The organism is Pseudomonas abieticivorans (assembly GCF_023509015.1).
GTDB lineage: Bacteria > Pseudomonadota > Gammaproteobacteria > Pseudomonadales > Pseudomonadaceae > Aquipseudomonas > Aquipseudomonas abieticivorans.
In genome coordinates this window covers 3,730,817-3,745,877 of the sequence record NZ_CP094975.1, presented here as the reverse complement: position 1 = coordinate 3,745,877, position 15,061 = coordinate 3,730,817, and the positions used below count along the sequence as shown (strand labels likewise).

At 60.9% G+C, this 15,061-nt stretch carries 13 protein-coding genes; 7 read left to right on the top strand and 6 right to left on the bottom strand.

Annotation, left to right across the window (positions count from 1 at the left end):
* Window positions 1–6: 6 nt before the first annotated feature.
* Together pcaK and pcaR are read right to left on the bottom strand one after the other, a co-directional pair.
* Window positions 7–1,353, bottom strand: a complete 1,347-nt coding sequence (pcaK, locus tag L9B60_RS17185; protein WP_249671953.1) for a 4-hydroxybenzoate transporter PcaK — start codon at window positions 1,351–1,353, stop codon at window positions 7–9.
* A gap of 283 nt (window positions 1,354–1,636) precedes the next feature.
* Window positions 1,637–2,479: a pca regulon transcriptional regulator PcaR gene (gene pcaR, locus L9B60_RS17180; protein ID WP_249671952.1), complete on the bottom strand. Its 843-nt coding sequence runs from the start codon at window positions 2,477–2,479 to the stop codon at window positions 1,637–1,639.
* A 627-nt stretch (window positions 2,480–3,106) separates the two neighbouring features.
* Between pcaR and L9B60_RS17175 the strand changes: the two genes are divergently transcribed.
* Together L9B60_RS17175 and L9B60_RS17170 are read left to right on the top strand one after the other, a co-directional pair.
* Complete coding sequence (locus L9B60_RS17175; RefSeq protein WP_249679763.1) at window positions 3,107–3,307, top strand: hypothetical protein; 201 nt, start codon at window positions 3,107–3,109, stop codon at window positions 3,305–3,307.
* A gap of 291 nt (window positions 3,308–3,598) precedes the next feature.
* A complete protein-coding gene (locus L9B60_RS17170) occupies window positions 3,599–5,071 on the top strand; it encodes an inorganic phosphate transporter (protein ID WP_249671951.1) in 1,473 nt (490 codons plus the stop codon).
* A 65-nt stretch (window positions 5,072–5,136) separates the two neighbouring features.
* Here the strand turns inward: L9B60_RS17170 and L9B60_RS17165 are convergent, their stop codons facing one another.
* Window positions 5,137–6,609, bottom strand: a complete 1,473-nt coding sequence (locus tag L9B60_RS17165) for a helicase HerA-like domain-containing protein (RefSeq protein WP_249671950.1) — start codon at window positions 6,607–6,609, stop codon at window positions 5,137–5,139.
* A gap of 169 nt (window positions 6,610–6,778) precedes the next feature.
* Between L9B60_RS17165 and L9B60_RS17160 the strand changes: the two genes are divergently transcribed.
* From L9B60_RS17160 to gpgF, 4 genes are all read left to right on the top strand, one after another.
* Complete coding sequence (locus tag L9B60_RS17160; RefSeq protein ID WP_249671949.1) at window positions 6,779–8,668, top strand: methyl-accepting chemotaxis protein; 1,890 nt, start codon at window positions 6,779–6,781, stop codon at window positions 8,666–8,668.
* A gap of 138 nt (window positions 8,669–8,806) precedes the next feature.
* On the top strand, window positions 8,807–9,931 hold the full coding sequence (gene gpgS, locus L9B60_RS17155) for an N-acetylglucosaminyl phosphatidylglycerol synthase (protein ID WP_249671948.1): 1,125 nt from the start codon (window positions 8,807–8,809) through the stop codon (window positions 9,929–9,931).
* Window positions 9,924–10,679, top strand: coding sequence for an N-acetylglucosaminyl phosphatidylglycerol deacetylase (gpgD, locus tag L9B60_RS17150; RefSeq protein WP_249671947.1), 756 nt, complete (start codon window positions 9,924–9,926; stop codon window positions 10,677–10,679). Before gpgS ends, gpgD begins: the two co-directional genes overlap by 8 nt.
* The gene (gene gpgF, locus L9B60_RS17145; protein ID WP_249671946.1) at window positions 10,676–11,665 is read left to right on the top strand and encodes a glucosaminyl phosphatidylglycerol flippase; all 990 of its coding nucleotides are present in this window, start codon (window positions 10,676–10,678) and stop codon (window positions 11,663–11,665) included. The genes gpgD and gpgF overlap by 4 nt, the downstream gene beginning before the upstream one ends.
* Before the next feature lie 52 nt (window positions 11,666–11,717).
* Here the strand turns inward: gpgF and L9B60_RS17140 are convergent, their stop codons facing one another.
* Window positions 11,718–11,921 carry a hypothetical protein gene (locus tag L9B60_RS17140; RefSeq protein ID WP_249671945.1) on the bottom strand — a complete coding sequence of 68 codons (204 nt, stop codon included), beginning with the start codon at window positions 11,919–11,921 and terminating at the stop codon, window positions 11,718–11,720.
* Window positions 11,922–11,968: 47 nt separating this feature from the next.
* On the bottom strand, window positions 11,969–12,820 hold the full coding sequence (gene purU / locus L9B60_RS17135) for a formyltetrahydrofolate deformylase (protein WP_249671944.1): 852 nt from the start codon (window positions 12,818–12,820) through the stop codon (window positions 11,969–11,971).
* A 297-nt stretch (window positions 12,821–13,117) separates the two neighbouring features.
* Here purU and mvaT point away from each other — a divergent pair, with 297 nt between their 5' ends.
* Window positions 13,118–13,498, top strand: a complete 381-nt coding sequence (gene mvaT, locus L9B60_RS17130) for a histone-like nucleoid-structuring protein MvaT (RefSeq protein ID WP_249671943.1) — start codon at window positions 13,118–13,120, stop codon at window positions 13,496–13,498.
* 76 nt (window positions 13,499–13,574) lie between these two features.
* On the opposite strand, the gene sbcB is transcribed toward mvaT, so the two are convergent.
* The gene (sbcB, locus tag L9B60_RS17125) at window positions 13,575–15,008 is read right to left on the bottom strand and encodes an exodeoxyribonuclease I (protein ID WP_249671942.1); all 1,434 of its coding nucleotides are present in this window, start codon (window positions 15,006–15,008) and stop codon (window positions 13,575–13,577) included.
* Window positions 15,009–15,061 lie beyond the last annotated feature (53 nt).

Sequence of the window (15,061 nt, the reverse complement as noted above, 5' to 3'; positions counted from 1 at the left end):
GGTGTATCAGGTCGCATCCGCGTGGCTGACCATTCCTTTGATCACAACGGCCGCCGTTGCCAAGCCCGCCGGGATCACCAACGCCGTCAACACTTGCTCGAAGTTCCAGCCCAGCCCCAGCAGGGTCGCGCCCATCCATGCCCCCAGGATCGCGCCGAAACGGCCGATACCGAGCATCCACGACACACCGGTCGCGCGACCTTGGGTAGGGTAGAAACGTGCCGCCAGCGACGGCATCGCCGATTGCGCGCCGTTCACGCACATGCCGGCAATCAGCACCAGAGTGGCAAGCACCGTGATATTGCCCAGGCTCTGCCCTACGGCGTAGGCAAACACCCCGGCCAGCAGGTAAAAGGTACCGATCACCTTGTGCGGGTTAAAGCGGTCCATGGCCCAGCCCACGCCCACGGCGCTGAGCACGCCGCCGAACTGGAACAGCGCGCCGATGAAGGCTGCCTGCTCCATGCTCGCGCCGCTGTCACGCATCAGCGTCGGCAACCAGCTGGTCAGCAGGTAAACGATCACCAGGCCCATGAAATAAGTCAGCCACAGCAGCAAGGTGCCGACGCTGTAGGTACCCGAGAAAATCACCGCGAACACGTTGCGCGCCTTCACGGTTTTCTGTTCCGGCACGCTGAAGCTGCCGGCAGAGGCGACGATGGCCGGATTGATCGGCGCCAGGGTCTTGCGCACCCGGTCGGTGCCGCGGTTGCGCACCACCAAGTAGCGCGCAGACTCGGGCAGCCACACCAACAACACAAAGGCCAGCACCAGCGGCAGCACGCCGCCGATCAGCAGCAGGCTGTGCCAACCGAATGCCGGGATCAGCTTGGCCGAGATAAAGCCACCGCCTGCCATGCCCAGGTTGAAGCCGCAGAACATGCTGGTCACCAGCAACGAGCGAAAGCGCTCCGGGGTGTACTCCGACAGCAGCGTGGTGGCGTTCGGCATACCGGCACCCAAGCCCAGGCCAGTCAGAAAGCGCAGCACCAGCAGTTGGTCGACGTTACCGCTGTAGGCCGAGGCCAGGCTGAACACACCGAACACCAAAACCGCGCCTACCAGCACCATTTTGCGCCCAAACCGGTCGGCCAGCGGGCCGGAGCCCAGGGCGCCGAAGACCATGCCGATCAGTGCGGCACTCATCACCGGGCCCAGGCTTGCACGGTCAATGCCCCAGTCCTGGGACAGCGCCGGGGCGATGAAGCCCATGGCAGCCGTGTCCAGGCCATCAAGGAAAACGATCAGGAAACACAGGATCACCACCCGCCACTGGTAACGCGACAAGGGTTGGGTGTTGATAAAGGACTGCACATCAAGGCAGTTCCCCACAGCAGCATCAGGACGGCTCATTATTTTTATCCACAAAAGATGCGCAGGCGCACAGGTGTCGGCCGCAGCCAGCACTTTTCAAACCATAGGCTTTATTCGGCGATCAGGCGCCGGGGGATCGGGTACAACAGACGTGCGGGGGCACGGAAGGGAATTGGCGCATAAGGGTTGCCTCTCGCTCTTTATTATTGGTGACCTGAGGAAAGCCTAGGTCAATGCGAGCGACATTAGGTTTAGCGACAAAAACCGTCAATTCGATAAACGCGTATCTGTGCGTTTATCGAACAGCAACAGGCGAGCGGCCTCAGGCGAACAGTTGCGCGCTCAAATCACGACTGGCCGCCAGCATGATCGGCAAGATGCGTTGCTCAAGTTCGGTGCGGCTGGCACGGCCGGCATGGGTGCTGACATTGAGCGCGGCCAGCACTTGGCCCGAGGCGTCATACACGGGTACCGCAATGGAACGCAGGCCCTGCTCCAGTTCCTGGTCGACAATGCACCAGCCCTGGCGGCGTACCAGTTGCAGGCATTCGAGCAGGGCGTCACGGGTGACGATGGTACGGCTAGTCTTGGGCTGCAGTTCAACGTGTTCCAGGTAGTCCTGCAAGGTCGCGTCGTCCAGCGCCGCCAGCAAAATCCGCCCCATGGACGTGCAATAGGCTGGCAACCGGCCGCCCACCGACAGGTCCACCGAGATCAGCCGCTGGGTGGTGGCCGAGCGGGCGATGTATAGAATGTCGTCCCCCTCCAGCGTCGCCATGTTGCAGGCCTCGTGCAGTTGCTCGCTCATGCGGTCCAGGTAAGGCTGGGCCGAAACCGCCAGGGGCGTGGACGACAGATAGGCGTGGCCCAGGGTCAGCACCTTGGGCAGCAACGAATAGGTACGCCCGTCCGTGGTGGCATAACCCAGCTTGATCAGGGTGTGCAGGCAGCGGCGCACGGCGGCACGGGGGATTTCGGTGCGATGGCTGATCTGCGCGATGGTCAGGTGACGCTTGCGCTCCTGAAACGCCTGCACCACGGCCAAGCCCCGGGCCAGCGACGTCATGAAGTCCGGATCGCCAGCGAACGCCTGGATGCGCTTGGCCGGCGACGCCACGATCGGCGGTGCCAGCGAGGTGAAAGAGTTGCGCAACTGGTCGTTCATGCCGGGTCCTTTTGGGGGTACATCTTCATTCATGGCAGCCACCGTCAAAATCGAATGAAAAAACTAGCTGGGGCGATTATCGAACCATTGGCCGATAATCGCAATTGACCAAGGCCGCGGATACTAATACCTTTTCACCTGCCACCATGTGGCTTCTTGGAGAGACTGGTCAGGTACCCACCAAAGAAGTCCCAGGCACGGCCTTGCCCCAGGCGAGGCCGTTTTTTTCCTGCTGCCCGACCTGCCCGCTATCGTCGGGAAACTTTCATGCCGTTGACCGTTCAAAGTATAAGAGCCTGACGGTCATTGCAGTAACAGGACACAACTGTCCCGTTGACGATGACCCCAGCCAACGTTGTAGAGTTATGCACAAGTATTGCTATACTGAAAATATCGACGAAGTGTTTGCGCCCAATGGCACGCACGTACATTGTCGAGGGTATGCGCAGGCCTTGCGCCCAGCCCGCCGCCTGTTGGCCCAAGCCTCAGCGTTTTCAAGCCAGCGGGTCCATAAACAAGACTGTTGCTACGACAGCTATGGGTTTCAGTACCGTAGCCGGTTGTGCCGAAGTGTCTGTTCGCCAATCGTTTATTACTGAAACACACTCAACACCATTAGGTAACAATGTGACGAAAGATGAACTGCGCGCGGAACTTGAGCGCCAGGAACAACGTTACAAGGACGTTTACGGCGGGGAAGTCACCACCTACGCCGCCCAGCCTGAACCCGAACGCAAGCCTTGGCGCAAACGTGCCAGCTTGCTCGACCAGGCCTTTCAACAAGAGCTGCAAAAAATCGAAAAGGACCTCCACAGCGAGGATTCCTGACGCGGGCTGCGGCCCGAGCCGGTCAAAACCTGCCTGCAATCCTTTCGGATCGGTCCGTCATAATAAATTTCATGCATCCGTATAAATGTGTGAATCGGCTGGTTTTGCCGGGTTATTTTCCGAGCAAGGCTCGAAAAATCGGCACCTTGGCTGTCAATACCTTGACCCTGGGGTTGCGCTACCACTGTCATCAAATATGTTGAAAAGTGTAACCGACCGGCAGCTAGTGCATCGATTTCCGGGGTTTTCTGGCATAATCGCGCCCCCTTATGACCGGGTCAGAAAACCTTCATGATTGATTTATTCCACGGAGTCGACGCCTGGGTACTGGTGAGCCTGTTTTTCGCGCTTGCCTTTGTCCTGGCCTTCGAGTTCATCAATGGCTTTCATGACACCGCCAACGCGGTGGCCACAGTCATTTACACCAAAGCCATGCCGCCCCACCTGGCCGTGTTTGCATCCGGTGCTTTCAACTTCCTGGGCGTGTTGTTTGGCGGTGTGGGTGTGGCCTATGCCATCGTTCACCTGCTGCCGGTCGAACTGCTGATCAACGTCAACACCGGCCACGGCCTGGCCATGGTGTTCTCGTTGCTGGCGGCTGCCATTGCCTGGAACCTGGGCACGTGGTACTTCGGCATTCCTTCGTCCAGTTCGCACACCCTGATCGGCTCGATCCTGGGCGTGGGCCTGGCCAACGCCATGTTGAACAACATCCCCTTGGGCGATGGCATCAACTGGCAGAAGGCGATCGACATCGGCGCCTCCCTGGTGGTTTCGCCCATCGTCGGTTTCGGCGTGGCAGCCCTGGTGCTGATCGGTCTGAAATGGTGGCGCCCGCAGTCGAACATGCACAAAACCCCCGAGCAGCGCAAAAAGACCGACGACAAGAAGCACCCGCCGTTCTGGAACCGCCTGGTCCTGGTGGTTTCGGCCATGGCCGTGAGCTTCGTGCACGGTTCCAACGATGGTCAAAAGGGTATCGGCCTGATCATGCTGGTGCTGATCGGCATCGTGCCGTCGCAGTTCGTGCTGGACCTGTCCAGCACGACCTACCAGATCGAGCGCACCCGCGATGCAACGCTGCACCTGAGCCAGTTCTACCAGCGCAATGCCGACAGCCTGGGCGAGTACCTGGCGCTGGGCAAGGCCAAGCAAGGCGACCTGCCGGACCAGTTCCGCTGCGAGCCGCAGCAGACCGAACCGACCATCGACGCGCTGCTGCATACCCTCAAGGGCGTGGCGGACTACCATTCGCTGCCACAGGAAAAACGCATCGAAGTGCGCCGCTACCTGCTGTGCCTGGATGACACGGCGCGCAAGGTCAGCAAGTTGCCGGTACTGGATTCGCGCGAAAAGGCGGACCTGGAAAAACTGCGTAAAGACCTGACCACCACCACCGAATACGCTCCGTTCTGGGTGATCTTGGCTGTAGCGTTGGCCTTGGGCCTGGGCACCATGATCGGCTGGAAGCGCGTGGTACTGACCATCGGTGAGAAGATCGGCAAGCAGGGCATGACCTATGCCCAGGGCATGTCGGCGCAAATCACCGCAGCGCTGTCCATTGGCATGGCCAACGTGTTCAGCCTGCCGGTATCCACCACTCACGTGCTGTCCTCCGGCGTGGCCGGCACCATGGTCGCCAACAAAAGCGGCCTGCAAGGCGGCACCATCAAGACCATCTTGCTGGCGTGGGTATTGACCCTGCCGGCATCGATGGCATTGGCGGCCGGGCTGTTCTGGCTCGCGTCCAAGGCCATTGGCTGATGGCCTGGCCGATGTGAAAAAGGCGCCTGCGGGCGCCTTTTTTTATACAGGGGGGCCTGCGGCCCTCAACGTTTCTTAGTGCCGCCCAGCAACGACCCCAACACCCCGCGCACCAACTGCCGGCCAAACTGGTTCGCCGCCTGGCGCATCGCCGACTTCAACGCCTGCCCTGCCGCCCCGCTCAAAAACTCACCGGCCTTGTCGCTGAAGCTCTCCCCCGCCGGCGCAGGGTCGGCCGCGGCCGCAGGGGCCTTGCGTGCCAGGAGCATTTCATAGGCCGATTCGCGATCGATCGGTTTGTCATACCGCCCGGCCAAGGGTGACGTGGCAATCAGTGCCGCCCGCTCGGCCTCGGTCAGTGGCCCGATCCGCGACTGCGGCGGTGCGATCAACACCCGCTGCACCATCGCCGGGGTGCCCTTGTCTTGCAGGGTGCCCACCAAGGCCTCGCCGATTCCCAGTTCTGTCAGCACCTGCAACGCACTGAACGCAGGGTTTGGCCGGAAACCATCGGCCACTGCTTTCAACGACTTCTGCTCCTTGGCCGTGAAAGCGCGCAAGCCATGCTGAATGCGCAACCCCAACTGGGCCAAGACATCGTCAGGCAGGTCGGCCGGCGACTGGGTGACGAAATATACGCCCACGCCTTTGGATCGGATCAGCCGCACCACCTGCTCAAGGCGGTCTTGCAAGGCCTTGGGCGTGCCGGCAAACAGCAGGTGCGCCTCATCGAAAAAGAGTGCAAGCAAGGGTTTGTCGGCGTCGCCGCGTTCGGGCAGTTGCTCGAACAGCTCGGCCAACAACCACAGCAAAAAGGTTGCATAAACCTTGGGCGCCTCGTGCACCAAGCGACTGGCGTCCAGCAGGTGGATGCGACCGCGACCGTCGGCCGTAGGCTGCAGGATGTCCTCGAGCTGCAAGGCTGGCTCGCCAAACAGCGCCTCGGCGCCCTGCTGTTCCAGGCTTGAGAGGCGGCGCAACAAGGCCTGGCTGGAGCCGGTGGTCATCAGCGCACTGTCATCGCCCAGGGCCTGGGGGTTTTCGCGCAAATAGTTGAGCAGGGCCTTGAGGTCTTTCAAGTCCAGCAACAGCAGCCCCTCGCGGTCGGCCACCTTGAAGGCGGCATACAGCGCCGACTGTTGGCTGTCGCTCAGTTCCAGCAGGCTGCCCAGCAACAACGGGCCCATCTCGCTGATGGTGGTGCGAAGGGGGTGGCCGCTTTGGCCGTGAATGTCCCACAGCGTCACCGGGTAAGCCCGCGGCGCATAGTTGAGCCAGGGCATGCCGGCGATCCGCTCGGCGATCTTGCCCTGAGGGTTGCCGGCCGCGCCCAGGCCGCACAGGTCACCCTTGATATCGGCGGCGAACACCGCCACGCCGGCATCGCTGAAGGCTTCGGCCAAGCGCTGCAAGGTCACGGTCTTGCCGGTGCCGGTGGCGCCGGCCACCAGGCCATGGCGGTTGGCCAGGCGCAAATCCTGGCCAATGGGCTGGCCTTGGGCATCGGCGCCAAACAGCAATTGCGCGGTATCAGGCATTTTTTCACCCCTGCTTAAAGCTTTGTGGAGTACGGGTCGATATGGATGTGTAAGGCATATAAAAACAAGCAAATAGATTGGAGAACACCGCTGTTGCCCACCGTTGACTTGCGGTACCTGCCCCCCCTGCTTTCCCCGATCTATAAGACCTTAGCGGATCTCGCCCGTCATGAATAAAAACCTCAAGTTCAGTCACAAAATACTGATCGCCGCGTCACTCATCGTGATGGCCGCCTTCGCCCTGTTTACCCTGTACAACGACTACCTGCAGCGCAATGCCATCCGTAAGGACCTGGAAAGTTACCTGCAGGAAATGGGCGATGTCACCTCCACCAGCATCAGCAACTGGTTCGACGGGCGCATCCTGCTGGTGCAGAACCTGGCGCAGAACATCGCCTTGAACCCCGAGCCAGCCAACATCACCAACCTGCTGGAACAACCGGCACTGCTCAACACCTTCATGGCCATTTACCTGGGCGACACCCAGGGCACCTTTTACAACCGCCCCGTCACCACCATGCCCGCAGGCTATGACCCGCGCGTGCGCCCCTGGTACAAAAGCGCCCAGGCCACCAGCGGGCCGGTGCTGACCGAGCCCTACATCGACATGGCCACCAACAAACTGGTGATTTCCATCGTTGCCGCCGCCAGCCAAGCCGGCAAGAACCTGGGCGTGGTCGGCGGCGACCTGAGCCTGGAGGTGATGGACAAAATAATCAGCTCCATTGACTTGGGCGGCATGGGCTACGCGTTCCTGGTCAACAGTGAAGGCCGGATCCTGGTGCATCCCAACAAGAACCTGGTGATGAAGACCCTGGCCGAAGTCACCCCGGACAATCCGCCGCGCATCGACCGCGCGCTGAGCGAAGTGGTGGTGGACGGCAAGACCCGCATCCTCACCTTTGCCCCGGTCAAGGGCCTGCCCTCGGTAAACTGGTACATCGGCCTGTCGGTGGATAAAGACAAAGCCTTCGCCATGCTCAGCCAGTTCCGCACCTCGGCGGTGATCGCCACGGTGGTGGCGGTGGTCATCATCATTGCCCTGCTGGGCTTGCTGATCGGCCTGTTGCTGGGCCCGCTGAACACCATGACCCGTGCCATGCAGGACATCGCCGACGGTGAAGGCGACCTGACCAAGCGCCTGACCATCCACAGCCAGGACGAATTCGGCATCCTGGGCAATGCCTTCAACCGTTTCGTGGAGCGCGTGCATGGCTCGATTCGCGAAGTGTCCTCGGCCACCGAGCAGGTCAATGAAGTCGCCCTGCGCGTGGTCAGTGCCTCGAACTCCTCGATGCTTAACTCTGACGAGCAGGCCAACCGCACCAACAGTGTCGCCGCCGCGATCAACCAACTGGGTGCCGCCGCCCAGGAAATCGCCCATAACGCGGCGCTGGCCTCGCAACAGGCCAGCAGTGCGCGGGAACTGGCCAGCGAAGGCCAGCAGGTGGTGGAACAGAGCATCCAGGCGATGAACCGCCTGTCCGGCCTGATCAGCACCTCCAGTGGTCACTTGGAGGCGCTTAACAGTAAAACCGTGAACATCGGGCAGATTCTCGAGGTCATCACCAGTATCTCCCAGCAAACCAACTTGCTGGCGCTGAACGCCGCCATCGAAGCGGCCCGTGCCGGTGAGGCCGGGCGCGGCTTCGCGGTCGTGGCCGATGAAGTGCGCAACCTGGCCCACCGCACCCAGGAATCGGCGCAGCAAGTGCAAACCATGATCGAGGAGCTGCAAGTGGGTGCCCGCGCCTCCGTCAGCACCATGGGCGAAAGCCAGCGCCACAGCCAGGACAGTGTGACCATCGCCAACCAGGCCGGGGAGCGCCTGGGCAGCGTTACCCTGCGCATCGGCGAAATCGACGGCATGAACCAGTCGGTGGCCACCGCCACGGAAGAGCAGACCGCCGTGGTCGATGCCATTAACATGGACATCAACGAGATCAACGCCCTCAACCAGGAAGGTATCGAGAACCTCAACGCCACCCTGCGTGCCTGCAGCGACCTGGAGCAACAGGCCGCCCGCCTCAAACAATTGGTAGGCAGCTTCCGTATCTGAAACGATAAAAGCTTTACATGACGCCCTCCCCTGGAGGGCGTTATTCATTGCCCGCCAGCCGCTCTGCGGCGCGCTGAATAACCGATCGAACAACTATCCTGCATGGAGGTCAACCTTATGGATGACGACTCGTGAGGAATGCTGATCGTGCATATCGCTGACATCACCATGTTCTACGCCCCCGCCAGTGGCGGCGTGAGAACCTATCTTGATGCCAAACATCGCCGACTGGGGTTAAACCCCGGCGTACGCCACAGCCTGCTGGTTCCGGGTGCCAACCTGAGCAACGAAAACGGCATCTACCAGGTGCCGGCACCGGCCGTGCCGTTTGGCAACGGCTATCGCTTCCCGCTGCGCCTGGCGCCCTGGCGAAAGGTGCTCAACGACCTGCAACCCGACCTGATCGAAGTGGGCGACCCCTACCTCACCGCCTGGGCCGCGCTGGATGCGCGGCGCCAGTTGGATGTGCCTGTGATCGGTTTCTATCACTCCGACCTGCCGTTGCTGGTGAGCAACCGCATGGGCAACTGGTTCACGCCCAATGTCGAAGCCTATGTCAGCAAACTGTATGGCAATTTCGACCGGGTATTGGCGCCCAGCCAAGTCATGGCGGACAAACTGCGCGGGCTGGGGATTCGCAACGTCCATGTGCAACGCCTGGGGGTGGATTTGAATACCTTCCACCCACAATGGCGTGATCCGGGCCTGCGTGAAGAGCTGGGCATCGCCGACGACACCCGGCTGCTGATATTCGCCGGGCGCGGCTCCAAGGAAAAGAACCTGCCAGTGTTGCTCGAATGCATGAAGCGCCTGGGCAGCAAGTACCATCTGTTGCTGGTGGGTTCGCACATGCCCACCAGCGTGCCGCGCAACGTCACAGTGGTGGACCACTTTTGCCCGGCCACCGAGGTCGCGCGGCTGCTGGCCAGCGCCGATGCGCTGTTGCACGGCGGCGATCAGGAAACCTTCGGCCTGGTCATCCTTGAAGCCATGGCCAGCGGCATTCCGGTGGTGGCGGTCGCCGCAGGCGCCTTCACCGAAATCGTTCACCCCGACTGCGGCCTGCTGTGCCAGCCCAATGACCCGCTGGCCATGGCCCATGCCGTGCGCGAGCTGTTCGGCGCTGATTGCCAGCAAATCGGCCGAACGGCCAGGGCCCATGTAGAGCACCATTACGCCTGGGACAGCGTGGTCAGCGGCCTGTTGGAACATTACCGAGCGGTATTGGGCCATGCGCCAATGCCGATGCGCGCCCATGGCTGAGGTCCTGGTCGTGCTACACGACGTTTCCCCGCAAACCTGGGAAGACTACCAGCCGTTCGTCGAGGCAGTGGACGCCCTGGGCGAAATCCCCATGACCTGGCTGGTGGTGCCCGACTTTCATCACCATAACGATCTGGACAACTTCCCGGCCTTCCGGCGCCTGTTGGCCCGGCGCCTGGAACTGGGCGACGAACTGGCGCTGCACGGCTATTACCATGCCGACGATGGCCCGATGCCCGTGTCGCCCCAGGACTTTTTCATGCGGCGCATTTATACCTGGGAGGGCGAGTTCTACCGGCTCAGTGCAGACCAGGCCCTGGCGCGGCTGGAGGCGGGCCTGGCCATGTTTCAACGGCACGACTGGCCGGTGGACGGCTTCGTCGCCCCCGCCTGGTTGATGAGCGAGGGTACGCGCCACGCGTTGCGGCAGTTGCCCCTGGCCTGGACCAGCGACCCGCAACACCTCTACACCCTACCCGACTTCACCCAGGTGGATGCGCCGGGTTTGGTATGGAGTGCCGGCAGCGCTTGGCGCCGCGGCTTGTCTAAAGTGCTCAGCGACTGGCGCACGCAACACTGGCACCAAGCCCCCTGCATTCGCCTGGGGTTGCACCCGGTGGACATGCGCCACGACTTTTCCCGCAACTATTGGCTCGACACCCTCAAGCAGTTGCTGGAAGAAGGCCGGCAGCCGCTGACCAAATCGGCTTGGCTGGCACGCCAGAAGGCGCACAGGTCGGCCGCGTGAAGCGTTACCTATGGCTGGCAGCTGGGCTGATCGCCGCGGTCAGCATTCCTCTGGTGCTGGGGGGCCGCGACACACTGGCACAACTGCAGCGCTTCCCCCTGCCGCTGTGGCTGTGCCTGTTGGGCATGATTGTGCTGTGCTGGGGCATCAATGCCCTGCGCCAGCGTTTGCTGCTGGGTGAAGACCGCCATCGGCTAAGTTACCGTCACAGCCTGGGCCTGGTCATGGCCAGCGAATTCGCCTATTGCGCCACCCCCGGTGGCAGTGGCGGCCCCTTGACCCTGCTGGCCTTGCTCGGTCGCCAAGGCGTGCGCCCGGCCAAAGCCAGCGCGGTGTTCGCCATGGACCAGCTCAGTGATTTGCTGTTTTTTCTCTGCGCCCTGATCGGTATTCTTTTCTATGCCCTGTTTCATCACCTGAACCGCAATGTGCAGGGCCTGCTGGGCTTCAGCGCCGTACTGCTGGTGGCGGCCTTGCTCGGGGTCATTGGGCTGGCGCGATACCACCGTTCGGTGATCCGCTTCAATGGCGCGGCGTTACGCCGCCTTGGCGTACAAGCACCCCGCAGACGTCGCTGGGCGCGCAAGCTGCTGCATTTTCTGGACGCCTTTGGCGATACCTTCCGGCTGCCTTGGCAACAACTGCTCCAGGTATTCGTGCTGACCTGCCTGCATTGGGGTCTGCGCTACAGCGTGTTGTACCTGGCGCTGCAGGGCCTTGGCGCCGACCTGCAATGGGCCTGGACGTTCCTGATCCAGATGCTCTCGCTGAGCGCCGGGCAGTTCAGCCTGATGCCCGGGGGCGCTGGGACCGCAGAGTTGACCTCGGCCGCCTTGCTGGCACCCATGGTCGGCAAAGGCACCGCTGCGGCCGCGATCCTGATCTGGCGGGCAGTCACCTATTACTTCTACCTGATTGCCGGCGGGCCGGTGTTCCTGATGCTGGTGGGCCGGCCGATGGTCAACCGAATGATGGGGATGCGGTGATAGCCCCTTCGCGGATAAGTCCGCTACAGGGTCGCGCCGTGCAGGAACGGATTCATCCGCAAAAAGAACACCGCGCGGGGTCAGGTGTTCCGAGGTTTTTTTCCAGGCCAACCTGAGTCTGCTCCAACAACTCGGCAGCTGCGGAAAAATCGGCCCCATCCTCTTCACCCAACGCATCGGGGTCGTATCGGCTCAAACAGCCTTCGCCCAGGGTAGGCGGGGCCTTGGAAGTGGCTTTATCGAGTGGATCAGACATAAACACCCCTCAAAAAAACGAGCCTCGACAGAGGCCCGCCTTGTCCATCAGTTGAACACCACCGTGCGGTTGCCGTGCACCAGCACGCGGTCTTCCAAGTGGTACCGCAAGCCGCGCGCCAGCACCATCTTCTCGACGTCACGACCGAAACGCACCATGTCTTCGATGCTGTCGGCGTGGTTAACCCGTACCACGTCCTGTTCGATGATTGGGCCGGCGTCGAGCTCTTCAGTCACGTAGTGACAGGTGGCGCCGATCAACTTCACGCCCCGCAGCGAAGCCTGGTGGTAAGGCTTGGCGCCCACGAACGAGGGCAGGAAGCTGTGGTGAATGTTAATGACCTTTTGCGCATACTCCTGGCACAACTGTGGCGGCAGGATTTGCATGTAGCGAGCCAGCACGACCACGTCGGCTTCGTGGTGGTTGACCAGGCGCGACACTTCGGCGAACGCCGGTTGTTTGTCTTGCGGGTTCACCGGCACGTGGTAATAAGGAATACCGTGCCACTCGACCATGCTGCGCAAGTCATCGTGGTTGGAGATGACACAGGCGATGTCGCAATCGAGTTCATCGCTGTGCCAGCGGTGCAGCAAGTCTGCCAGGCAATGGGACTCGCGGCTGGCCATCAACACCACGCGTTTTTTCTGTTCGGTGTCGGTGATGCGCCAGACCATGGAAAACTCTTCGGCGATCGGCGCGAACGCCTCGCGAAACGCCTCGATGCCGAACGGCAGTGTGTCGGCGCGAATTTCATGGCGCATGAAGAACCAACCACTCTGGTCGTCGGAGTGGTGGCTTGCTTCATTGATCCAGCCGTTATGGGAAGCCAGGAAATTACTGACTTTGGCAACGATGCCAACGCGGTCCGGGCAAGCGATAACCAGCCGAAAGGTGCGCATAGGGGAAACTCCAAGACTTCACAAAGGCCGCTATTCTAGCGGCTGCGCGGCAAAACTGCAGTACTGCGTGTTGCCGCACCTGGCCCCGCCATTCCCGACTGCTGTCACGCAATGACTGCAGCGCAATACCCCTGTACCACGCAAGGCTGTTGCCACCCTTCACGCAGAACTTATTACGCGTAAAAACCTCATGGCTTAAATTTAATCCAGCGCCTTATATTTGATGTTTACTTAAACAACACCTGTGACTATTATTGGACCACTGTTTCCCTGACACCGCATTCATAAGGTCCCTTTATGTCCCTGATCAACGAATACCGCGCCACCGAAGAAGCAATCAAAGAACTGCAAGCTCGCCTGAAAAACCTGTCGCAAGACGACAAACTGCAAACCGAGCTGGAATTCGAAGGCAAACTGCGCACCTTGATGGGCGAGTACTCGAAATCCCTGCGTGACATCATCGCGCTGCTGGATCCTGAAGCCAAACTGAACAAAGCCCCTCGTGGCGGTGCTGTTAAGCCTGCCGGCACCAAACGTGCTCGCAAAGTTAAACAGTACAAAAACCCGCACAACGGCGAAGTCATCGAAACCAAAGGTGGCAACCACAAGACGCTGAAAGAGTGGAAAGCCAAGTGGGGCGGCGACGTGGTTGAAGGCTGGGCAACTCTGCTCGGTTAATTGATCCGGCCCTGCCGATCAAGCCACACCCAAAAACGCCAGCTCGCTGGCGTTTTTTATTGCCTGGTCAATACCGCTATTGCATCCCGAGGCGTTGTGCCAAGTCACTCGCATAACGCTGCCACTGCGCCAGAATGTCGCGCTGCTGCGCCGTCGCGGTGGGCAGCAGCTCGGCAAGCGCCTGCCTGAAGCCGGCCAAGGTGTTCGGCGCGCCGTACTTGGCATCGCTCAAGCGTTGCTTGCAGAACGCCAGCCATTGCGCGTGCTCGGCGGCCGCCAAGGTATCGGGAAAGTTACGTGCACGGTATCGAAATAATAATTCCGGCAAACGTTCATCATCGAACATCCACGGCTCGCTCGCCAATTGCTGCGGGTCCAATGTGCGTACTTGCTCGCATAGCCGCCGGTCCCGGTCACCGATGAAACCGTCGTATAACTGCTGCTCGGGATCTTCGCTCGGGGTGAAGTCTTCCTGGGCATACAGCGCTGCAATCTTATCGGTCCAAAGCGCCTTTGATGCATTGAGCTGCGCTGCCCGTTGCTGACAATTATTCATGTTCAGATTCAGCCGCTGCTGATCTTCGGCACGCAAAACGCCGAGTGGTGCGACTACCGGGCAACGGTTGATGTGAATAATTTTAAGCGCCACGGGTAATTGATCTTCAGCCAACTCTTCGCGACGTGTGTATAACCGCTGGCGCAGTACCTGCGCGCCCTCGTTAATCAGGGGCTGCGGATCAAAATGCAGGTCCCAGACTATCAAAGCATTACGATTACGTGGGTGCCAGGCCAAGGGTAATACCACCCCCAGATAATTGCGTGCCGCCGAGAACCGCCCGCAAATATGCACCACCGGTTGCATCAGGCGAATCTGGTCGAGCACTTTCTGCTTACTGCGCAACTGATACAGCCAGTCATACAGGCGCGGCTGCTTTTCACGCAGCAAACGCGCCAGGGCAATCGTCGCCCGCACGTCGCTGAGCGCATCGTGGGCCTGGCCGTGGTCGATGCCATTGGCGGCCGTGAGCAGCTCAAGCTTCATGCTGACCTTGCCGTCCACCTCGGGCCACTGGATACCCTGCGGGCGCAAGGCATAGGCGGCGCGCACCACGTCAATCAGGTCCCAGCGGCTGTTGCCGCCCTGCCACTCGCGGGCATAGGGGTCGAAAAAGTTGCGGTACAGGCTGTAGCGCGTCACCTCATCATCGAACCGCAGGGTGTTGTAACCGGCACCGCACGTACCTGGCGCGGCCAGTTGGGCATGTACCCGCGTCATGAACTCGGCTTCGCACAGGCCTTTTTCAGCTAGCCTGTCTGGAGTGATGCCGGTGATCATGCTGGCCATGGGGTGCGGCAGGATATCGTCGCTGGGCCGGCAGTACAGGTTGACCGGGGCATCGATCTCGTTGAGTTCGGCATCGGTGCGAATACCGGCGACCTGCAAGGCCCGGTCAGCGCGCGGGTTGATGCCGGTGGTTTCGTAGTCGTACCAGAAAATGCTGGAATTCACGGCGGGGTCCTGTGCATAAAGTCGGCAAAGTCTAGGCCTTGATGTTACCTGCG